General features: G+C 68.0%; 21 protein-coding genes. 10 read left to right on the forward strand and 11 right to left on the reverse strand.

All coding sequences use genetic code 11. The annotated features are described in order from the left end of the window. Positions 1–5: 5 nt before the first annotated feature. From E5K04_RS01635 to E5K04_RS01650, 4 genes are read left to right on the forward strand one after another with little or no spacing between them, the layout of a single operon-like run. Positions 6–1,022, forward strand: a complete 1,017-nt coding sequence (locus E5K04_RS01635) for an ABC transporter permease (protein ID WP_136551157.1) — start codon at positions 6–8, stop codon at positions 1,020–1,022. A gap of 2 nt (positions 1,023–1,024) precedes the next feature. Next, a complete protein-coding gene (gene ddpC, locus E5K04_RS01640) occupies positions 1,025–1,924 on the forward strand; it encodes a D,D-dipeptide ABC transporter permease (RefSeq protein ID WP_136551326.1) in 900 nt (299 codons plus the stop codon). Positions 1,925–1,926: 2 nt separating this feature from the next. Continuing rightward, positions 1,927–2,922, forward strand: coding sequence for an ABC transporter ATP-binding protein (locus E5K04_RS01645; protein ID WP_136551158.1), 996 nt, complete (start codon positions 1,927–1,929; stop codon positions 2,920–2,922). Further along, positions 2,919–3,875, forward strand: coding sequence for an oligopeptide/dipeptide ABC transporter ATP-binding protein (locus E5K04_RS01650; RefSeq protein WP_205700263.1), 957 nt, complete (start codon positions 2,919–2,921; stop codon positions 3,873–3,875). Before E5K04_RS01645 ends, E5K04_RS01650 begins: the two co-directional genes overlap by 4 nt. A 135-nt stretch (positions 3,876–4,010) precedes the next feature. Here E5K04_RS01650 and E5K04_RS01655 read toward each other — a convergent pair whose 3' ends face one another. The 4 genes from E5K04_RS01655 to E5K04_RS01670 all read right to left on the reverse strand — a co-directional run bounded on the left by E5K04_RS01655 (position 4,011) and on the right by E5K04_RS01670 (position 10,220). Continuing rightward, entirely contained in the window at positions 4,011–4,925 is a 915-nt protein-coding gene (locus E5K04_RS01655) for a response regulator (RefSeq protein WP_136551159.1), read from the reverse strand. Continuing rightward, entirely contained in the window at positions 4,912–8,310 is a 3,399-nt protein-coding gene (locus E5K04_RS01660) for an ATP-binding protein (RefSeq protein WP_136551160.1), read from the reverse strand. The genes E5K04_RS01655 and E5K04_RS01660 overlap by 14 nt, the downstream gene beginning before the upstream one ends. Before the next feature lie 47 nt (positions 8,311–8,357). Then, the gene (locus E5K04_RS01665) at positions 8,358–9,374 is read right to left on the reverse strand and encodes a DUF2235 domain-containing protein (RefSeq protein WP_136551161.1); all 1,017 of its coding nucleotides are present in this window, start codon (positions 9,372–9,374) and stop codon (positions 8,358–8,360) included. A 72-nt stretch (positions 9,375–9,446) separates the two neighbouring features. Further along, complete coding sequence (locus E5K04_RS01670; RefSeq protein WP_136551162.1) at positions 9,447–10,220, reverse strand: GNAT family N-acetyltransferase; 774 nt, start codon at positions 10,218–10,220, stop codon at positions 9,447–9,449. A gap of 148 nt (positions 10,221–10,368) precedes the next feature. On the opposite strand from E5K04_RS01670, the gene E5K04_RS01675 reads away from it, so the two are divergent. Next, on the forward strand, positions 10,369–10,671 hold the full coding sequence (locus E5K04_RS01675; RefSeq protein WP_136551163.1) for a hypothetical protein: 303 nt from the start codon (positions 10,369–10,371) through the stop codon (positions 10,669–10,671). 10 nt (positions 10,672–10,681) lie between these two features. On the opposite strand, the gene E5K04_RS01680 is transcribed toward E5K04_RS01675, so the two are convergent. Continuing rightward, positions 10,682–10,936 (reverse strand): hypothetical protein, encoded by a 255-nt coding sequence (locus E5K04_RS01680; protein ID WP_136551164.1) that lies wholly within the window; start codon positions 10,934–10,936, stop codon positions 10,682–10,684. Positions 10,937–11,057: 121 nt separating this feature from the next. On the opposite strand from E5K04_RS01680, the gene E5K04_RS01685 reads away from it, so the two are divergent. Continuing rightward, positions 11,058–12,962: a B12-binding domain-containing radical SAM protein gene (locus tag E5K04_RS01685; RefSeq protein ID WP_136551165.1), complete on the forward strand. Its 1,905-nt coding sequence runs from the start codon at positions 11,058–11,060 to the stop codon at positions 12,960–12,962. Here the strand turns inward: E5K04_RS01685 and E5K04_RS01690 are convergent. Next, the gene (locus E5K04_RS01690; RefSeq protein ID WP_168929125.1) at positions 12,959–13,270 is read right to left on the reverse strand and encodes an H-NS histone family protein; all 312 of its coding nucleotides are present in this window, start codon (positions 13,268–13,270) and stop codon (positions 12,959–12,961) included. The two genes, E5K04_RS01685 and E5K04_RS01690, sit on opposite strands and share 4 nt — an antisense overlap. Positions 13,271–13,350: 80 nt before the next feature. Between E5K04_RS01690 and E5K04_RS01695 the strand changes: the two genes are divergently transcribed. Next, a complete protein-coding gene (locus E5K04_RS01695) occupies positions 13,351–13,602 on the forward strand; it encodes a hypothetical protein (RefSeq protein WP_163315512.1) in 252 nt (83 codons plus the stop codon). A 6-nt stretch (positions 13,603–13,608) separates the two neighbouring features. Here the strand turns inward: E5K04_RS01695 and E5K04_RS01700 are convergent, their stop codons facing one another. The 4 genes from E5K04_RS01700 to ppnP all read right to left on the reverse strand — a co-directional run bounded on the left by E5K04_RS01700 (position 13,609) and on the right by ppnP (position 15,857). Beyond that, a complete protein-coding gene (locus E5K04_RS01700; protein WP_136551168.1) occupies positions 13,609–13,944 on the reverse strand; it encodes a 2Fe-2S iron-sulfur cluster-binding protein in 336 nt (111 codons plus the stop codon). After that, a complete protein-coding gene (locus tag E5K04_RS01705; protein ID WP_136551169.1) occupies positions 13,941–14,855 on the reverse strand; it encodes a pseudouridine synthase in 915 nt (304 codons plus the stop codon). The genes E5K04_RS01700 and E5K04_RS01705 overlap by 4 nt, the downstream gene beginning before the upstream one ends. A gap of 33 nt (positions 14,856–14,888) precedes the next feature. Then, entirely contained in the window at positions 14,889–15,395 is a 507-nt protein-coding gene (locus E5K04_RS01710) for a metal-dependent hydrolase (RefSeq protein ID WP_136551170.1), read from the reverse strand. 150 nt (positions 15,396–15,545) lie between these two features. After that, positions 15,546–15,857 carry a pyrimidine/purine nucleoside phosphorylase gene (ppnP, locus tag E5K04_RS01715; RefSeq protein WP_136551171.1) on the reverse strand — a complete coding sequence of 104 codons (312 nt, stop codon included), beginning with the start codon at positions 15,855–15,857 and terminating at the stop codon, positions 15,546–15,548. Between the two features lie 192 nt (positions 15,858–16,049). Between ppnP and E5K04_RS01720 the strand changes: the two genes are divergently transcribed. The 3 genes from E5K04_RS01720 (at position 16,050) to E5K04_RS01730 (ending at position 18,722) form a co-directional block, all read left to right on the forward strand. Beyond that, entirely contained in the window at positions 16,050–17,357 is a 1,308-nt protein-coding gene (locus E5K04_RS01720; protein ID WP_136551172.1) for a nucleobase:cation symporter-2 family protein, read from the forward strand. A gap of 67 nt (positions 17,358–17,424) precedes the next feature. Next, on the forward strand, positions 17,425–18,066 hold the full coding sequence (locus tag E5K04_RS01725) for a thioredoxin domain-containing protein (RefSeq protein ID WP_136551173.1): 642 nt from the start codon (positions 17,425–17,427) through the stop codon (positions 18,064–18,066). Between the two features lie 44 nt (positions 18,067–18,110). Continuing rightward, complete coding sequence (locus E5K04_RS01730) at positions 18,111–18,722, forward strand: SAM-dependent methyltransferase (protein WP_136551174.1); 612 nt, start codon at positions 18,111–18,113, stop codon at positions 18,720–18,722. Here the strand turns inward: E5K04_RS01730 and dbpA are convergent. Continuing rightward, positions 18,719–20,095 carry an ATP-dependent RNA helicase DbpA gene (gene dbpA / locus E5K04_RS01735; protein ID WP_136551175.1) on the reverse strand — a complete coding sequence of 459 codons (1,377 nt, stop codon included), beginning with the start codon at positions 20,093–20,095 and terminating at the stop codon, positions 18,719–18,721. The two genes, E5K04_RS01730 and dbpA, sit on opposite strands and share 4 nt — an antisense overlap. Between the last annotated feature and the right edge of the window lie 10 nt (positions 20,096–20,105).

The following is a 20,105-nucleotide window of genomic DNA, read 5'->3' on the forward strand; positions in this document are numbered from 1 at the left end:
GCCGCATGTCAGCCCTGCAGTTAATAAGAAAACGGCTATTAGGTTTGCTGGTAGTGGTGTTGGGCGTTTCGGTGATCACTTTCACCGTCTCTCACCTAATCCCGGGCGACCCGGCCCGGCTGATCGCCGGCGAGAAGGCGACCGAAGAAATCGTGCAGAACATCCGGGTGCAGCTTGGGCTCGATCAGCCGCTGCATATCCAGTACTTCAGTTATCTAAAAAACTTGCTGAGCGGCGACTTGGGCACGTCGATCCGCACCACGCAGCCAGTGCTCGATGACTTGGCGGCTTTTTTTCCAGCCACGCTAGAGTTGGCGATCGTAGCCCTGCTGTTTGCCAGTGTCGTGGGCATTCCACTGGGCGTCCTGTCGGCCGTTTATAAAGACAAGCCGCTCGACCATTTTGTCAGGCTGATTTCGGTGACCGGCATTTCAACCCCCGCCTTCTGGCTGGGCTTAGGTGTCATCCTGGTTTTTTACGGCAAACTCGGCATGCTCCCCGGCGGCGGGCGTATCGGAGAAGGCTTGGCGCCGCAATTGAACGCAACCGGGTTTTACCTGATCGATACCCTGCTTGAAGGCAACTTTTCGGGCTTTATCAGCGCACTCAAACACATCGCGCTGCCCGCCTTCACGCTTGGCTTTGTCCACTTGGGCGTTGTCGCCCGGCAAATCCGCTCGTCGATGCTCGAGCAATTGCAGGAAGACTACATCCGCACCGCCAAGGCAAGCGGAGCGTCCAAATGGTCGATCATCTTCAAGCAGGCGCTGCCTAACGCGCTGATTCCTTCGGTCACCGTCATCGGCCTTGCGCTGGGCGATTTGCTGTACGGCGCGGTGTTGACCGAAACGGTATTTGCCTGGCCGGGCATGGGCGCTTACGTGGTCAACTCGATTCAGGCGCTAGACTTTCCGGCGGTGATGGGGTTCGCCATCGTAGTGTCCTTCGCGTACGTCATCGTCAACCTGATTGTCGACCTGGTTTACATGCTGATCGACCCGCGCATTTCCGGAGTGAATTGATCATGAACGTAAGCACGGAACATCCGATCGCATCGATTGAGGAAGTTAAAAGCCAGCGATCAAAACGCATCGGTTATTTCTTTTACCGGGTCAGAAAAAGCCCGCTCACCTTGCTTGGCGCAAGCATCATCCTGTTCATGCTGTGCGTGATGCTGTTTGCGCCGTGGCTTGCCACGCACGACCCAAACGCGATCGACCTGATGAAGCGGCTGCAGCCACCGTCGGCGGCACACTGGTTCGGCACCGACGAAGTCGGGCGGGATATCTACAGCCGGGTCGTTTTTGGCAGCCAGCAGTCGATCAGCGTCGGTTTTTTTGTGGTCGGCGTTGCCGGCGTGGTCGGCACGCTGGTCGGCTGCTTCTCGGGGTCGGTCGGCGGCCGTATCGATGGCCTGATCATGCGCCTGACCGACACCATCCTCTCGGTACCATCGTTGGTGCTGACCATGGCGTTGGCCGCCGCGCTGGGCGCCAGCCTGTTTAACGCCATGCTCGCGATCACCCTGGTGCGCATCCCCTACTACGTCCGTTTGGCCAGAGGCCAAGCGCTCGGCATCCGAGAGATGGGCTATGTAAAAGCAGCCCGCACCTTCGGCGCCAGCCGCTGGCATATCGTGCGCTGGCATATCGTACGCAACGCACTGCCGCCGGTCGTGGTGCAGGCGACGCTGGATATTGGCGGCACCATTTTGGTGGCGGCTGCATTGGGCTTTATCGGCTTGGGCGCACAACAGCCAACTGCCGAATGGGGGACGATGGTCGCTACCGGCCGCAACTACATCCTGGACCACTGGTGGTACTCGCTCTTCCCCGGCCTCGCCATCCTGATCACGTCGACCAGTTTCAACCTGTTCGGCGATGGCATTCGCGACATCCTCGACCCAAAGCAGAGGGGCAAGTAAACATGGATAGCCGCACGGTTTTATCTATCAAAGACCTCAGCATCGAGTTTCCGCTGTACGAAGGGACGCTCAAGGCGCTGAACGGTGTCTCCCTTACTGTCAAGCAAGGGGAGATTGTCGGCATCGTCGGCGAGTCGGGCTCGGGCAAGTCAATCACGGCGATGATGACGATGCGCCTGTTGGGCGAAGGCAGTTATCGTGTCCGCACGGGCAGCATCGACATGCTGGGCGTAGACATCCTGAAAGCCTCGGAAAAAGAGATTTGCGAGCTGCGCGGCGGCGACGTCGCGATGATCTTCCAGGAGCCGATGACCGCGCTCAACCCCACCCGCAAGGTCGGCAAGCAGATGGTCGACGTGATCCGCCGCCATCAGCGCGTCTCCAAAGGCCAGGCGGAAGAGATTGCAGCGGGCTTGCTCTCCGACATGCACTTCGCCGACCCCGAGGACATTCTGGCCCGCTACCCTTTCGAGCTCTCCGGCGGCATGCGCCAACGGGTGTTGATCGCGCTCGCGTTCTCCTGCAACCCCAAGGTGATCATCGCGGACGAACCCACCACCGCGCTCGACGTGACGGTGCAAAAGCAGGTGCTGATGCTACTGAAGAAAATGGCGGCCGAGCGCAAAACCGCCATCCTGTTCATCACGCACGACATGGCCGTCGTTTCGCAGTTTTGTGACCGGGTGTACGTGATGTACGCGGGCAGCCTGATCGAATCCGGCTCGACAAGAAAGGTGCTGCATAGCCCCCGCCACCCCTACACGCGCGGGCTGCTGGCTGCGCTACCCGAGACGGCGGCACCCGGCACGCAGCTCAAGTCCATCCCCGGCAGCGTGCCTGACCTCTCCAAGCTACCCGTTGGCTGCGCGTTCCAATCGCGATGTAGCCAGTCGTCTGAAAAATGTCATCAAAAGCCCGCGCTTGCCGAGGCACCGCAAACTGATGCCCACCTGTGCGCGTGCTGGCACCCCTTGACCGACCTGGAGGCCGTGGCGTGACCCCTACCCCGATTTTGCAAATGAAGGACGTGCACGTCCGCTTCCCGATCAACCCGGACTGGTTAGGTCGGCCGCGGCAGCACGTCCACGCGCTGAACGGCATCTCCATCGACGTCGCACGCGGCGACATCCTCGGCATCGTCGGCGAGTCGGGCTGCGGCAAAAGTACGCTGGCGCAAATTCTGGTCGGTTTGCTCAAGCCGACCTCGGGCAGCTTGCAGCTCGCCAAGCAAGACGCTGCCACGCGCAGCGGCATGCAGATCGTTTTTCAGGACCCGCAATCGTCGCTCAACCCGAAACTGCCGGTGTGGAAGATCATCACCGAGCCGGTCTACGCCCTCGGCGACCGCCCGTCGCAGCAAGCGATGATGGACCTCGCCAAAAGCCTGGCCATCCAGGTCGGCATCCGGCCCGAGTACATTTACAGGTTTCCGCACGAGTTTTCCGGCGGCCAGCGCCAGCGCATCGCCATCGCCCGAGCGCTGTCGACCAACCCTGAAATCATCCTGCTAGACGAGCCAACCTCGGCGCTCGACATTTCCGTGCAGGCGCAGATTCTCAACCTGCTGCAGGAGCTGCAGCGCAGCCGCAACATGACCTTCATCCTGATTTCGCACAACGTCTCGGTGATCCGGCACATGTGCAACAGGACGGCGGTGATGTACCTCGGGCAGATCGTGGAAGTGGGCGCGACGCTCGATGTGCTGGAAAACCCGCGCCACCCTTACACCCAGCTATTGATGGAATCCGTCCCCAAACTCTCCGACGCGGGCTTCTCGTCAGACCCAGCCGAAAAGACGGAGCTGCCCAGCAATATCAAGCTGCCCGCCGGTTGTTTTTTCAAGGACCGCTGTGCGCGCGCAACGTCGGGCTGTCAAACACCGCAAGCACTTGTCACGGGCGAGCCGCGGCAAACCGGCCACCAGGTCAGGTGCCACCTCGCGTACGCTTGACGCTCCCTTGCAGGTCTCGTCCGGTAGCGGCTCCATGGGTAATGAAAAAGGACCTGCAGCCGGCGTTTGCTGCTGGGCCCTCGTTATGGTGCCGCAAAGAAGCTTGAAATCCTCATCGACCTGCCTGCAGGCAGGTCAGCGGTTCGCGCTGTGCGCCAGCGTCGCCGCGGCGGTGCGCGTCTCGACCGACAGCTTGTCGAACACATGCTCGAGGTGCTTGTTGACGGTACGCGGGCTCATCGAAAGGATCTCGGCGATGTCCCGGTTGGTCTTGCCCAGGCTCAGCCAGTGCAGCACCTCGGCCTCGCGCGGGGTCAGCCGGAAGCGCCGCATCAGCGCGAGGATGCTGGCGTGTTCGTCCTCTTCGCGCAGCACCACCAGCCACTCGCCGTCCTCGGTCTGGTCGTGGTAGCTCGCCAGCAGGCGCCGGCTGTCCGAGCGCGCGAGCAGCGCCGGCGGCTCGCCCCCGCGGGCGTGGCACGCCTGCGCGTCGCGGATCCAGGCAAGCAATGCGGGCGGCGCGATTTCACCCGGTCCGAAATGGTGTTCGAGCAGGCGGCGCGCCAACGCCGTCTGCCACAAGAGGCGACCGTCGCGCGCGGACACGGCGACGGTCGCCTGCCCGAACGCGTCCAGCGCGCTGCTCGCCCGGCTGGCCTGGCGGGCGTTGCGGATATGTGCGCCGATGCGCGCCAGCACCTCGGACGGACGCAGCGGCTTGCTCACGTAGTCGGTCCCCCCCGCCGCGAACGAAGCCACCACATGCTCGCTCTCCACCAGCGCCGTCATGAACACGATGGGGATGGGGCGCAACGCCGGGTCGGCCTTCAGCCGGCGGGCCACCTCGAAGCCGTCCATGCCGGGCATCAGGGCATCCAGCAGGATCACGTCGGGCCGCGCCCGCGCGGCCCGCTCGAGCGCGGCCGGCCCGCCGGTGGCGACCAGCACCGTATAGCCCGCGCCGTCCAGCGCGTCGTGCAACAGGCTCAGGTTGTCCGGCTGGTCGTCGACGATCAGCACCACGCCCTCCCCGCGCTCAGCGTCCACCATCGTCCACCTCCATGGTCGGGATACTGCCCATCCATTCGCGCAGCGCGTCGAACTGGTAGCCCTCAGCGTGCGTGGCGGCGACCCGGACAAATTCGGCGTAGGCGGGGTCAAGCCCGCGCAGCCGCGCCAGCTCCGCGCGCACGCCCCGCAGATGCCCGAGCGCCGCCGCGTCGATAAGCGCGGCCAGTTCCCCCGGCGGCGGGCCCACCAAAGCACCGGCGGGCGGGGCGGCCTGCACCGCGGCGTTGTCGTCCGCGAACTGCCATTGCAGTTGCAGGGTGTCGCCCAGCCAGTCGAGCAGCTCTTCCACCCGGATCGGCTTGAGGATGAAGTGGTCGGCACCGATACCCGCGTCGTTGGCCTGCCCGTGTTCGAAGGCATTCGCCGACAGGATGGCGAGGCGTGCCGGCGTGCCCGTCTCGCGCAACCGGCGCAGCGTCTCCCAGCCGTCCATCCCCGGCATCGCCAGGTCCATCAGCACCAGGTCCGGCCGGAACGCGCGCACCCGGGCCAGGCATTCGGTGCCGTCAGCCGCCTGCGCAACCCCGAAGCCCAGCCGCGAGAGCACGCCGGCGAGCATTTCGCGGTCGACCGCCTCGTTGTCGACCAGCATCACGCGCCGGCGCTCGCCGGCGTAGCCGATGCGGTTGCGCCTGGGCAATTCGCGCGCGGCCAGCGCCGCGTGGACCGAGGGCAGGAACAGGCGGACCGCGAAGCGGCTGCCCTGCCCCGGCGTGCTCTGCACGGTCAGCTCGCCGCCCATCACCTCGGCCAGCATCTTGCTGATGGTCAGGCCAAGCCCGGTGCCGCCGGCACCGCTGGCGCGCCCCCGCGCGAAAGGCTCGAACACCCGGGCCAGCTCGTCTTCGGCGATGCCCGGGCCGGTATCGCTGACCTCGAAGGTCGCGACCTGGCCGCGGTAGCGCACGCAAAAGCGCACCGAGCCTTGCCGGGTGAACTTCACGGCGTTGCCCAGCAGGTTGATCAGCACCTGGCGCAGGCGTTTCTCGTCGGCCCGCACCACGGGCGGCATCGCCGCGTCGGGCACGAAGGAGAACTGCAGCCCCTTGTCGCGCGCCTGCAGCGCGAACATGGACACCAGCTGCTGCACGAAACCCGAAAAATCGACCGCGCGGATGTCGAGCGTGAGCTTGCCGCTTTCAATGCGCGCGATGTCCATGCTGCCGTCGATCACCGACAGCAGGTGCTCGCCGCTGCGGCGGATCACCGCGATCGCCTGCTGCCGGTGCGGCGGGATGGCCGGGTCGCCGTCGAGGATCTGCGCGTAGCCGAGGATGCTGTTGAGCGGCGTGCGCAATTCGTGGCTGATCGCGGTGACGTAACGGCTCTTGGCCTGGTTGGCCAGCTCGGCATGCTCCCGCGCCAGCTTGAGCTGTGCGTCGGTGCAGCGGTGCGACTCGATCTCGGCGAGCAAGCGGGCGGTCTGCCGGTTGGATTCCTGCTGCGCGACCTCCCGGCTGCGCGCGGTCAGCACCATCCACCACGCCAGCACCCCGCCGGTCAGCACCAGCACCGCGAACAGCCGCCAGAAGAGTTGCGGCAACGCAGCCGCATAGGCCGCGTCGGGGCTGGCCTGGCGTTCGATGTAATAGAGCAGCCCCAGCAGCAGCCACAGCACGCCGCCGATGCCGGCCATCAGCAGCAGGTAATGGCCGAGGCCGTGCGAGAGATAGGGCCACAGCGCGCGCGGCAGCACGCGCCGCAACAGCGCGGCCCACTGCTCCGCCAGCCGGGCATGCGGCCGGCACGCGTCCTGGCAGCGGACGTCGAGCGTGCAGCACAGCGAGCAGATCTGGCCGCGGTAGGCCGGGCACGGCGCCATGTCCTCCGGCTCGTAGCTGCGCGCGCACACCACGCAGCGGCAGGGCGCCTTGGCCGCGCTCGCTTCGCGGGCCAGGTAGTAGCGCCCGCGGGTGAGCCAGGCCAGCAAGGGCGAGCAGCAGAAGGCGACCGCCATCGCGACGAAGGGCGCCAGCGGCTGCCAGGGGTCGCCGAACAGGCCGACATGGCTGGCGATGGACAGGCCGGACGCCAGCGCCATCGCGCCGACCCCGACCGGGTTGACGTCGTACAGGTAGCTGCGGCGGAACTCGATGCCGCGCGGGCTCAGGCCGAGCGGCTTGTTGACGACCAGGTCGGCGACCACCGCCATGATCCAGGAGATCGCGATATTCGAGTAAAGCCCGAGCACCTGCCCCAAGGCGTGAAAGACCTTGAGTTCCATCAGCAACAGCGCGATGGCCAGGTTGAACACCACCCAGACCACCCGCCCCGGGTGGCTGTGCGTGAGCCGCGAGAAGAAGTTCGACCACGCGAGCGAACCTGCATAGGCGTTGGTGACGTTGATCTTCAGCTGGGAGACAATCACCAGCGCCGCGGTCGCCGCGATGGCGAGCACCGTGTTGTCGAACACATGCGAGAAACCGATCAGGTACATCTGGTTCGGGTCGACCGCGCGCGCCGCATCGACGCCGTTGCGCAGCGCCAGCCACGCCAGCAGCGCGCCGCCCAGCATCTTCAGCACTCCCGGCAACACCCAGCCGGGGCCGCCGACCACCACCGCCCACCACCAGCTGCGCGGCTTGACGCCGTTTTGCGGCGGCATGAAGCGCAGGTAGTCCGCCTGCTCGCCCATCTGCGTGATCAGCGCGATGCCGACGGTCAGCGCGGCACCAAAATGGCGCAAGTCGAACGACTGCGGCACGCCCTGTGCTCCGCCGTAGTGCCACAGGCCGGCCAGCGCCTGCGGCTCATGCCAGAGCACGAACACATACGGCAGCACCAGCAGCACCAGCCACAAGGGCAAGGTCCAGTTTTGCAGGCGGCTGATCGCGGTCACCCCGTGGGTGACCAGCGGCAGCACCACCAGCGCGCACAGCAGGTAGCCCCACTCTGGCGGGATGCCGAAGCCCATCTCCAGCGCGTAGGCCATGATCGCGGCTTCCAGCGCGAAGAAGATGAAGGTGAACGAGGCGTAGATCAGCGAGGTGACGGTCGAGCCGATATAGCCGAAGCCGGCGCCGCGCGTGAGCAGGTCCATGTCGACGCCGTAACGCGCGGCGTACACGCTGATCGGCAGCCCGGCCGCGAAGATGATCAGCCCGGTCGCGAGGATCGCCCAGAACGCGTTGTAAAACCCCGCCTGCAGCATCATGGTGGCGCCGACGGCTTCCAGCACCAGAAAGGCGGCCGCCCCGCCGGCGGCGGTATTGGCGACCCGCCACACCGACCAGCGCCTAAAGCCTCTGGGCGTGAAGCGCAGCGCGTAGTCTTCCAGCGTCTCCCGGGCCACCCAGCGGTTGTAGTCCCGTCTCAGCAGTTCGACGGGACGGGGCGGTGGCGTGTCGTGGCGGGGCTCGGACATGGGTGGGATGCAGCAAGAAACAGGCCAGCCCCCCCCGCCGTTCACGTTCACCCCGCGCCGGGCGGCCAGTTGCACGGTCGGTAGTCGGCGCGCTGCCGGTAGCGCGCCAGCGCCTCGTCCGACAGGGTCTGGTTGCTGTCGACGCCGAACTGGCCAAGGCCCAGCCGCCTGGGCTGCATGCGGCACACCAGGTCGAACAGCGGGTTGTCGAGCTCGTTGTGCAGCAGGCCGGCCACCGCGTCCTGCGGTGGCGCGCCCAGCTGCAGGCTCGCGTCGACCGCGAGCCCCAGCGCCTGCACCTTGCTGGCGAGCCAGCGCAGCGGCCCGTAGCTCAAGTCGCGCTCGCGGTAGCCGCCGCCGACGTCGGCGTGCGCGCCGGGAAACCAGCGCTGCTCGACCACCTGATTCTCGCGCGGCTGGTGCGTCCACAGCGCGACGTCGTAGATGTCGCGCGCCTCGTCGATCGCGCATGCGTGGTAGGCATGCTCGACGATGGACGACAGCTCGGTGTCGTGGAAGGCGTGCCGCCTGAGGTTGAAGGCATCCATCACGTCCAGCGGGATGCCGAGCGCGCCGACGGTGTCCCATACCGCGATGCAGCGCACGCGGATCTCGCGCGAATGCGCGGCGCGGAACGCCCGCGCCTCGGGGCCGGCGGGCTTCATCGTGGTGTCGCGGTAGAAGGCGTATGCCTTGTCGATCAGCGCGTGCTCGGGCGTGTGCAGCAGCCCGCACTTGTTGAGCATGCCGGCGAGCGACCTTGCGGTGTACGCGCCGCGCGAGAAGCCGAACAGGAACAGCTCGTCGCCTTCCCGATAGCTGGTGCACAGCTGGCGGTAACCCTCGCAGATATTGCCGTCCAGCCCGACGCCGAACGCGCCGCCCAGCAGCTTGTCGAGCAGCCGCCCGGTGCCGACGCCCGAGTCGTACCACGTCGTCTGCGAGGGGGTGTTCGGCGTCGCCTCGTAGAGACGGCGCACCGATGTCTCCACCGCCTCGGTGCGCGCGTCCCTGCCCGGCTTGTTCCACGTCCCGTCAAAAAACAGCGCCAGTTTCCTGCCCATGTCCGCCTCCCGTCCGTACAAACCCTTCGGTATGGCTGCCGGACGCGGCGGCGGCAAGCGCGGCGCGCCGGCTCACAGGTCCTTGCGCATGATCACCAGGTCGTGCCAGACGGTGCGCCCGTTAGCCGCGCGCCGCCAGCGCAATCGGGGTACCAGGGTGTGGATCACCCGGAAGCCCTGTCGCAGGTAGAAGCCGTCGGCAGTCTGCGTGCCGAGGTTGACCCGGCTGACGCCCTCGCCGAGCAGGTAATCCCACACCGCCGCGGCCAGCCGGCTGCCGGTGCCGGCGGGGGCGTCCTCGCGCGCGACCACCGTCGAGACATACGCCGAGCACTCGCCCGCCGCCGTCCACACCGAGCCGGACATCCCCGCGAGCAGGCGCCCCTCGCCGTCGCTGGCCGTCAGCACGAAGGTCGGGCTGATCTTGTCGTCCATCTCGTTGACGGCCTCGAGGTACAGGGTGCCGACGCCGTCCGGGTCGAGCGTGCGGGCAAAGCCGCTGGTGTGCTCGGGGCCTGCCGGCATGTCGATCACCTCCTCGCTGTAGCCGGCCGCGCATTGCAGGGTGCCGAGCTTGTCGACGTAGGTGGTCAGCACCACCACGCGCGCCAGCGGCGCGCCGCGCTTTTGCTCGGCCGCGTGCAGGCGGCCGGCCAGATAGGCCACCGGGTCGGCCAGTAGCGCGTCCAGCGGGTCGGGGTATTCGGTGACCACGTCCGGGTGGAAGCCGAACGCGCGCTCGCGCTCGATGAGCAGGCCGAACAACGCTTGCTGCGCCTCGCGCAAGTCGGTGGCGGACGCGTTGCGGGTGTCGACCAGGTTAAACGGGGCAAGCGGGCTGGGCATCGGGGCGTCCTGTCTCTCGGGTCATCAAGGGCTCAATGGCTGCGGCCGCGCAGGCCGCGCGGCAATCTAGCATGGACGGGCAATGCCATGAGGGCAGGCGCCCCGGCGCCGGGGTACACTGAACCGACCTAGCCTGCCGAGGTACGCCATGCCCCTGACCCTGCGCCTGTTCCTGCTGTTCCTTGTCGCCCACGCAGCGCTGCTCGCCGCCGTGCTGACACTGCCGGCACTGGCGCCGCTGGCCGGCGTGGCCGGCGCCAGCCTCTATCTGCCGCTGCTGGCGCTCTCACTACTTGGTGTACCGCTTCTCGCCGGCGCCGAAGCGGGTGGCTGGGCGTCGCCCGGCCCGGCAGGCTATGCCGCGGCAGCGCTGGTGTGGGCCGCGCTATGGCTGCTGCTCGCACACTCGCTCGCCCGATTGCTGCCGCGCGGGGCGCGCAGGCAGGGCTGAGCTGTCCGCCTCAACCGCGCCAGCGCACGATCAGCCGCGCGATCAGCCACGGCGGCAGCACCATCAGCGCGGCGGCCAGCGCAAGCGCGAGGCCGTTCGGCACCCCTAGGCCGAACGCGAAGCTGAACGCCAGGCCCTGGCACGCCTCGAGCGGCGCGCGCAACAAGTCCACCCCCTGCAGGTTGGCGTAGCCGCCCAGCAGCGCCGACTCGGCGTACAGCACCGCGGCCGAAACCGCCGCCGCCAGCAAAACCCTTTTTTGCATCCCGCTCTCCCTTGTTATCGCGGGCACACCCTTGCGCCCTTGTCCAAACTTACTTAGTCTTGCCGCGCCGGCCCGCCCTCGCGGGCCGCGCCGCTTTGTAAACCTGCCGTCGAGCCCCAGCATGAGCCAAGCCCGTATCCTGTCGATCATCCCGCCGATGACGCAGCTGAACACCCCGTACCCGTCGACCGCCTACCTGACCGGCTTCTTGCGCGAACAAGGCTTCGACGCGCGCCAGGCGGACCTCGCCCTCGCGCTGGTGCTCTCGCTGTTCAGCCAGGACGGGCTGGCCCGCTTGCGCGAGCGTGCCAAGAAACTCCCCGCGCGCGCCAGAAGCGCGCAGGTCGAACACTTTCTCGCCGTGTACGAGGGCTACGCGGCGACCATCGCGCCGGTGATCCGCTTCCTGCAGGGGCGCGACTCGACCCTCGCCCACCGCATCGCCAGCCGCACCCTGCTGCCCGAGGGCGCACGCTTCGCCGCGATCGACGCCTACGTCGACCCGGAGGCGCCCGACGCCGACCCGCTGGCGTGGGCGTTCGGCGAGCTGGGCAGCTACGACCGCGCGCGCCATATCGCGACGCTGTACCTGGACGACCTGGCCGACGTGCTGCGCGACGCCGCCGACAGCCGCTTCGAGTTCGTCCGCTACGCCGAGAGCCTCGCCCTGAGCCAGGGCTCGTTCGACCCGCTCGCGCAGGCGCTGGCCGCGCCGCCGACGCTGGTCGACGACACGCTGGAGGCGCTGGTCACCGAAGCGCTGAACGTCCACACGCCGGACGTGGTGCTGCTGTCGGTGCCCTTCCCCGGCTCGGTGTACGCGGCGTTCCGCATCGCGCAAACCGTGCGCCGCCTGCGCCCCGAAACCAGGATCGTGCTCGGCGGCGGCTACGTGAACACCGAGCTGCGCTCGCTGGCCGAGCCGCGCGTGTTCGACTACTTCGACTACGTGACGCTAGACGACGGCGAGCGCCCGCTGCTGGCACTGATGGACCACCTGGCGGGCGGGCGTTCGCGCGAGCGTCTGGTGCGCACCTACCTGCGCGACGAGCAGCGCGTGCGCTACGTGAACTTCCCCGAGCCGGACGTACCGTTCAGCGAGACCGGCACGCCGACCTGGGACGGCCTGCCAATCCACGACTACCTGAGCCTGATCGACATGCTCAACCCGATGCACCGCCTGTGGTCGGACGGGCGCTGGAACAAGCTGACCGTCGCCCACGGCTGCTACTGGAAGAAGTGCAGCTTCTGCGACGTGAGCCTCGACTACATCTCGCGCTACGAGACGGCGAACGCGTCGCTGCTGGCCGACCGCATCGAGCGCATCGTCGCCGAGACCGGGCAGACCGGCTTTCACTTCGTCGACGAGGCGGCGCCGCCCAAGATGCTGCGCGCGCTGGCCGAGGAGCTGATCCGCCGCCGCTTGGCGATCACCTGGTGGGGCAATATCCGCTTCGAGAAGTCGTTCGACGCCGATCTCTGCCGCCTGCTCGCGCAAAGCGGCTGCATCGCGGTGTCCGGCGGGCTGGAGGTCGCCTCCGACCGACTGCTCAAGCTGATGAAGAAGGGCGTGTCGGTCGAGCAGGTCGCCCGCGTCACCCGCGACTTCACCGAGGCGGGCATCCTGGTGCACGCCTACCTGATGTACGGCTTCCCGACGCAGACCGTGCAGGACAGCGTCGACGCGCTCGAGTACGTGCGCCAGCTGTTTGAGGCGGGCTGCATCCAGTCGGGATACTTCCACCGTTTCGCGTGCACCATCCACTCGCCGGTCGGCAAGCAGCCCGCCGAATACGGCATCATGCTCAAGCCGCTGCCGTTCGCCGGCTTCGCGCAGAACGACGTCGGCTTCTCCGACCCGACCGGCACCGACCACGCGGCGATGGGCCGCGCGCTCGCCAAGGCGCTGTACAACTTCATGCACGGCATCGGCCTCGACTGGGACGTGCGCCGCTGGTTCGACGTGCGCGTCCCCAAGACGCAGGTGCCGCGCCGCTTCATCGAGCGCGCGCTGACCCGCGCCTAGCGCTCGATCAGCAAGTCGTCCAGCGCACCGCCGGCGGCCAGGTGGCGCAGCACCCACTCCGGCTTGCGCCCGCGCCCGCTCCAGGTGAAGTCGGGGCTGGTACCGCTGTGGTACTTCGGCGCATCAGGCGCGGCGGCGAAGTCTTCGGCAGTGAGGCCGCAGCGTTCGGCGAGCGCGCGGATCTGCAGCCGCGCCTCGCGCTCGGCCTCGTCCTGCTGGCGGGCGATCTCGTCGCCCAAATCGCGCGCCAGCGCGCGCAGTTCTTCCAGGTCCAGCAAGGACAGGTCGACGCCTGCTTTTTCAATCATCTTGTTCCCCATTTTTGATGGCGGGCGAGAACATGGCTCGCCCCCTATGCTGTAAAAATCCCGTTTTCCAGGAAAGTACCATGAGCAGCACCTACCGCCCGGTCGCCTGCGACTACTACAGCGAACTCGAACTGACCTGCCTGTCGCGCAAACGCTGCGCGATCCACTACCACGACGACGCCGGCCGCGAGTTCGAGACGCTGGCGCGCATCACCGACCTCGTCACCCGCGACGCGCAGGAATTCGCCGTGCTCGACGACGGCGGCGAAATCCGCCTCGACCGTCTGATCAGCGTCGACGGCAAACGCCGCGCCGACTACGGCGAGGAATAAGCCCCCTCACGCCGGCAGCCACACGTCGAGGTCGGTCTCCCCCACCTCGACGTGGCAGGCAAGCCGCCAGGTTTCGGCCGTATCCGGCCACACCTTTGCCGCGCACGGCGCGCGCCCGAAGCGCGTCAGCACGTTGCGCTCGCGGTTGCCCGGCGTGAATTCGCCCGGCTGCCCCGCGTGCACCAGGCGAACCAGGCAGGTGCCGCAGGTGCCCTGCCCGCAGCGCCAGTGCAGCGGGATGTCCTCGAGGCGCGCAAGGTCCAGGAGCAGCGTGCCCGGCAGCGCGTCGCACGCGGCAAACGGCGCCGCCCCGCCCTCGCGAAAAAAGCGCACCCGGCTCATGCGTCGTCCGGCCACGCCAGCGTGCGGCGGCTTTGGTAGACGCGGTAGCTGCCGTCGAACGGGTCGGTGAACGCGATCGAACGGGCCAGCAGGCGCAAGGGCCGCGAGAAGTCGTCGGCGGCCTTGTCCGGCAGCAGCGCGGGGTACCAGGGGTCGTCGACGATGCCGATCCCCAGCGCGGAGAGATGCGCGCGCAACTGGTGCTTCTTGCCGGTGTCGGGCGTCAGCCGGTAGCGCGCGTAGGCGCCGCGCCGCTCGATCAGCTCGATGCGGGTGACGCTATTGGGCGCGCCGTCCACCTCCTGCATGCGGAAGCTGTCGGCCTCCTCGACCAGCCGGCTCTCGCGCGTCAGGGGCAAGGCAAGCTGCGGGTCGTAGCGGCCGATCGCCTCGTACGCCTTCACCACCGCGCGGTCCTGGAACAGGGTCTGGTAGCCGCCGCGGCAGTCGGCGTCGGCGCAGTAGAGGATCACGCCGGCCGTCTCGCGGTCGAGCCGGTGGATCGCCGTCAGTTTCGGGCAATCCAGCGCCAGCCTGAGCCTCGTCAGCAGCGTCTCGTGCACATGGCGCCCACCCGGCACGCTAGCCAGGAAGTGCGGCTTGTCGGCGACCACCAGCCGCTCGTCGCGGTAGAGGATGGGCGCGTCGAACGGGATCGGCGTCTCGCGCGGCACGTCGCGGTAGTACCAGATGCGGCGGTTGGCCGGGTACGGACTCGCGAGCGAATGCGGCCGGCCTTCGTGGTCGTACACGTCACCGCTGGCCAGGCGCGCGCGCCACGCTTCCTCTCCCACGTGCGGGAAGCGCGCGAGCAGGAAGGCGAACAGGCTCTCCCAGTCGCCGGCGGGCAGGTGCAGGAAGCTGGGCGCGATCCCGTCGCGCACCGGAATCGGGGCTATGCGTTGGCTCATGCGCGGCAATGATAAGGCAAGGCAGGCACGGCGTCAGAACGGGACATGGCCCGAACGCGCCATCAGGTAGCCGGCGCCGAACCACAGCCCGGTCATCATCAGATTCTCGGCAAACTTGCCGTTGAACACCGGCAGGGGCGCCGCGAAATGGTGGCGCACCGGCCACAGCAGCGGCACGCCGGCCGGCGTCAGCCAGTCACCGGCGATGTGCGAGGCGTAGCCGACGCACAGGCCGAACAGCCACGGCAGCCACAGGCCGAGTTCGGGATGAGTCAGCGTGCTGAACGCCGCGTAGCAGACGCCGGCAAGCCCCAGCAGGCTGTGGGTGACGCCACGATGGCCGAACAGCCACGCGATCGGCCGCGAGATCAGCGTCAGGCGCCGGCCAAGCCAGCTTGACGGGTGGTCGATGTCCGGCAGCAAGGCGCCGACCATGCCGCCCGCCATCAGGAGCAGCGCCGGCAACCAGTCCGCCTTGAAGTAGAACGCGGTGGCGACACCCGAAAAGGCGCCGGCGGCGACGTGGGTGGCAACCTTCATGGGCTCGCCACCAAGGAAGCCGCGCCGGGTGCGACGGCGGTACAGCAGGAGCGCGAGGCGGCGACGGCAATTTTCATGCGCCGAATATTAGCCGCACGCGCTTATCCTTGCAAAAAAATGACAAATCCGCTAGCGCACGCCCGTTCCCAATCAGCCGAAATGGCAGACGTAGTGCACGGTGTCGGCCACTTCGATGGTGAAGCTGCTCTGCCCCGGCACCTCGAACTTGTCGCCGGCACCGTACGCGCGCGCCTCCGCCTCGCCCGCGAGCGTCACCTTGCACTGGCCCTGCAACACTTCCATCACTTCCGGCGCGCCGGTGCTAAAGATCAGGGTGGACGGCAGGATCACGCCGACCGACTTGCGGGTGCCGTCGGCCAGGGTGACGGTGTGGCTCACGCATTTGCCGTCGAAATAGACATTGGCGCGCTTGGCGACGCTGACGTTGTCGAACTGTTCCATCGCTGACTTCCTTGGATCGAAATCGAAACAGACAGGATATCGTCATTAAATGCATTTGTCACAACACAAGCGCCGGCGCGCGACACCGGGTGTTTTCAGATCAAATCAAGACATCATTGACGCGGCGGCAGCCTTCGCGAATGATGCGCGACTTTAGCGCGCAAGCACTCTCAACTACCGACGAAAGCCCCCATGGAACAGCTGCTGTACCGGGTCGAAGACCGCCCGCCCCTGCCCACCTCGCTCCTGCTCGCCGCACAGCACCTGCTCGCCGCGCTGGGCGGCATCATCGCCGTGCCGCTGGTGGTCGGCGGCGTGCTCGGCCTGCCCACCGCCGACGTGGTCGCCCTCGTCAACGCTGCGCTGATGGTCTCCGGCGCGGTCACCATCGTGCAGTGCCGCGGCGCGGGTCCGGTCGGCATCCGCCTGCCCTGCGTGATGGGTACCAGCTTCACCTTCGTCGCGGCCGCCATCGCGATCGGCTTCGAGCACGGCGTCGCCGGCATCCTCGGCTCGTCCCTGGTCGCCTCGCTGGTGATGATCATCGGCAGCTTCTTCATGCCGCAGATCCGCAAGCTGTTCCCGCCGGTGGTCACCGGCACCGTGGTGTCGATGATCGGCCTGTCGCTGATCCCGGTCGCGGTCGACTGGTTTGCCGGCGGCCAGGTCGGCTCGCCCGACTACGCGCGCCCCGACCATCTGGCGATCGCCGGCTTCGTGCTGGTACTGGTGGTGTGCCTGGTGCAGTTCGGCCGCGGCATCGTCTCCGCCGCCGCCATCGTGATCGGCATGGTGGTGGGCTACCTGCTCTGCCTGATGCTCGGCAAGATCGACTTCAAGCCGGTACAGGACGCGGCGTGGTTCGCGCTGCCGCAGCCGCTGCACTTCGGCATGAGCTTCCCGATTTCGGGCATCATCGGCATGTCGATCGCTTACCTCGTGACCATCGTCGAGTCGACCGGCAACTTCCTCGCGCTGGGGCAGGCCACGCAGACCCGCGTAGACGGCAAGCAGATGGCCGGCGGCATCCTGTGCGACGGTCTGGGTTCGGCGCTCGCCGCGCTGATGTCGACCACGCCGTTCTCCTCGTTCGCGCAGAATATCGGCGTGGTGTCGCTCACCGGCGTCGCCAGCCGCTACGTGGTGGCGCTGGCGGGCGCATTGCTGGTCGGCGCCGGCCTGTTCCCGGTGTTCGGCGCGCTGATCGTCACCATCCCGCTGCCGGTGCTGGGCGGCGCGGGGCTGATGATGTTCGCGATGATCATCGTCGCCGGCATCGAGATGCTGGGCAAGGTCAAGGGCAGCCGCCGCAACGGCGTGATCATCGCGGTGGCCATCGGCTGCGGGATGGCGGTCACCGTGCGCCCTGAACTCTTGGGCAAGCTGCCCGCCTACGTGCGCGAAGTGTTCGGCTCGGGCATCACCGTCAGCGCGCTGATCGCGCTTGGGATGAACCTGCTGCTGCCCGGCCGCGAAGACGCCATCGACGACGCACACTGAAAGCGCTTGCGAGGGTGCGAGCGCACGGTCTTTACTGGAAGCTCGCACCCACGCCAAAGACCGCAAGATGAAACGCCGCACCCTGCTGGCGGGGCTCGGGCTGATGCCCCTGATCGGCGCCGCCCGCACCCTGCCCGACCTCGAGGCGCTCGCCGAGCGTAACCGGCAGCGCCACCGCGAGCGCCTGCACGCACTCGCTTCAAGCCGCCCCGCCGCCGTCTACGCGAACCCGGCCGACCCCGCGCTGGGTCCCGCGCGCGCGGCCAGGACCGTCATCTACTTCACCGACTTCAACTGCCCGTACTGCCGCAAGCTCGACGCGGTGCTCGAGCGCGTCGCGCGCGAACGCCCGACGGTACGCTTCGTCTTCAAGCCGCTCGCGCTGATCGACGACAGTTCGGCGCCGGCCGCGCGCTACGCGCTGGCCGTCTGGCAGGATGCCCCGGCACGCTATTGGGCGGTGCACCACGCGCTGATGCAGGCGGCCGGCCCGCTCGTCCCTACCACCCTCACCCGCGTCGCCGCCGACACCGGCACCACGCGCGCGCTGCCGGGCGAGCCGCGCGCCACGCAGGCGCTGGCCGCCAACCAGGCACTGGCCGACCAGTTGCAGCTCTTTTCAACGCCGGTGCTACTGATCGGCGAGCGCCTGTACGCCGGCCTGACCGACGCCGAGACACTCAAGCGCGCGCTGGACGCCCTCCCCTGAAGGCAGGCGCTATACTGGCGCCCCGCCCGCTTAAGGACATCAGCATGCCGGAAAACAACTTCTGGGACAGCCGCTACGCGGCTGACGACTATGTATACGGCACCGCGCCGAACGACTTCCTGGCAAGCCAGGCGCATCGGTTCGCGCCCGCCTCGCGGGTGTTGAGCCTGGGGGAAGGAGAAGGCCGCAACGCGGTGTACCTGGCGTCACTCGGGCACCGGGTATGCGCGGTGGAAGGCTCGCGTGCCGGCTGCGACAAGATCCGCCGCCTCGCCGCCACGCGCGGCATCGAAGTGGACGTCGTGCACGCCGACCTCGCCGGCTTCCTGCCGGAGGCGGCCACGTTTGACGCGGTGGTTTCGGTGTTCTGCCACCTGGACCCCGCGCTGCGCAAGGCAGTGCTCGCGCGCGCGGGCGACGCGCTGGTGGACGGCGGCGTCTTCCTGATCGAGGCGTACACCCCGCGCCAGCTCGCCTTCGGCACCGGCGGCCCGCGCGAACCCGAGCTGCTGCTCGAGCCCGCACATCTGGTCGCCGACCTGCCCCGCGTGCGCTGGGAATGGCTGCAGGAGACCGAACGCGAATTGATCGAAGGGCGCTGCCACAGCGACCGTGCCGCCGTGGTGCAGGGCGTCGCCTACCGGCAGGCCCGTTAGAGGATGCGCGCCTTGACGCTGCGCGTCTTGATGCGGCCGCCGTCGAGCCAGGCGAGCGCCTGTTTCGCGTAGTCGGGGGCGATGGCGACGTAGCTTGCGGTGTCGGAGAGCTGGATCTTGCCGATCGCGGTGCCCGGCAGGCCGCCCTCGCCGGTCAGTGCGCCGAGGATGTCGCCCGGGCGCAGCTTGTCGCGCTTGCCCGCGTTGATGCACAACAGTGCCGGGGCCGGCTTGGCGTCGGCAGGCTGTACCGTCAGCTTGGCAAGCTCGTCCCAGCGCGCGCGCGCGCCCTGCACCTCTTCGATGCGGGCGAGGCGCGCGGTGTCGGTCGGCGCCACCAGGCTTAACGCGAGGCCGGTCTCGCCGGCACGGCCGGTGCGGCCGATACGGTGCACGTGCACGTCGGCTTTCGGCGCGATCTCGGCGTTGATCACGCAGTCGAGCGAGCGGATGTCGAGGCCGCGCGCGGCGACGTCGGTGGCGACCAGCACCGGCGCGCAGCCGGCGGCGAACTTGAGCAGGGTCTCGTCGCGGTCGCGCTGTTCCAGGTCACCGTATAGCGCGAGCGCGCCGATGCCCTGCGCCTCGAGCGCGCGCACCGACGCCTTGACCGCCTCGCGGGTGTTGCAGAACACCAGCGTCGAGGCCGGGCGGAAGTGGCCGATCAGGCGCACCAGCGCGTCGATGCGGCCGGCCGGGTCGACCTTGTAGAAGCGCTGCTCGATCTTCGCCGCGTCGGGCTTGGCGTCGACGCTGACGCGCTCGGGTTCGCGCATGAAGCGCTTGGCGAGGCGCTGGATGTCCTCGGGGTACGTCGCCGAGAACATCAGCGTCTGCCGGCGCTTGCCGCAGGCGTCGACGATGCCGGTGATCTCCTCGTAAAACCCCATGTCGACCATGCGGTCGGCCTCGTCGAGCACCAGCGTGCTGACGGTCGAGAGGTCGAGCGTGCGCCGCCACAGGTGGTCGTGCAGGCGGCCCGGCGTGCCGACGACGATGTGCGCGCCGTGCTCGAGCGAGCCGATCTGCGGGCCCATGCGGGTGCCGCCGGTCAGCGTGACCACCTTGATGTTTTCGACGGCGCGGGCGAGGCGGCGGATTTCACGCGCGACCTGCTCGGCCAGCTCGCGGGTCGGGCACAGCACCAGCGCCTGCACGGCGAACCAGCGCGGGTTGATCCGGCTAAGCAAGGGCAAGCCGAACGCCGCGGTCTTGCCGCTGCCGGTCGCCGCCTGCGCGATCAGGTCACGGCCGGCGAGCGCGACGGGCAAGGCGGCGGCCTGGATCGGCGTCATCTCGCGGTAACCGAGCGAGGGCAGGTTGGCCAGTAGCGGCGCCGGCAGCGCCAGCGCGGAAAAATCCTTTGTGTTCACAATGACTTGG

Origin of the sequence: Crenobacter intestini, from assembly GCF_004919095.1 — a bacterium.
GTDB classification, from domain to species: Bacteria; Pseudomonadota; Gammaproteobacteria; order Burkholderiales; family Chromobacteriaceae; genus Craterilacuibacter; species Craterilacuibacter intestini.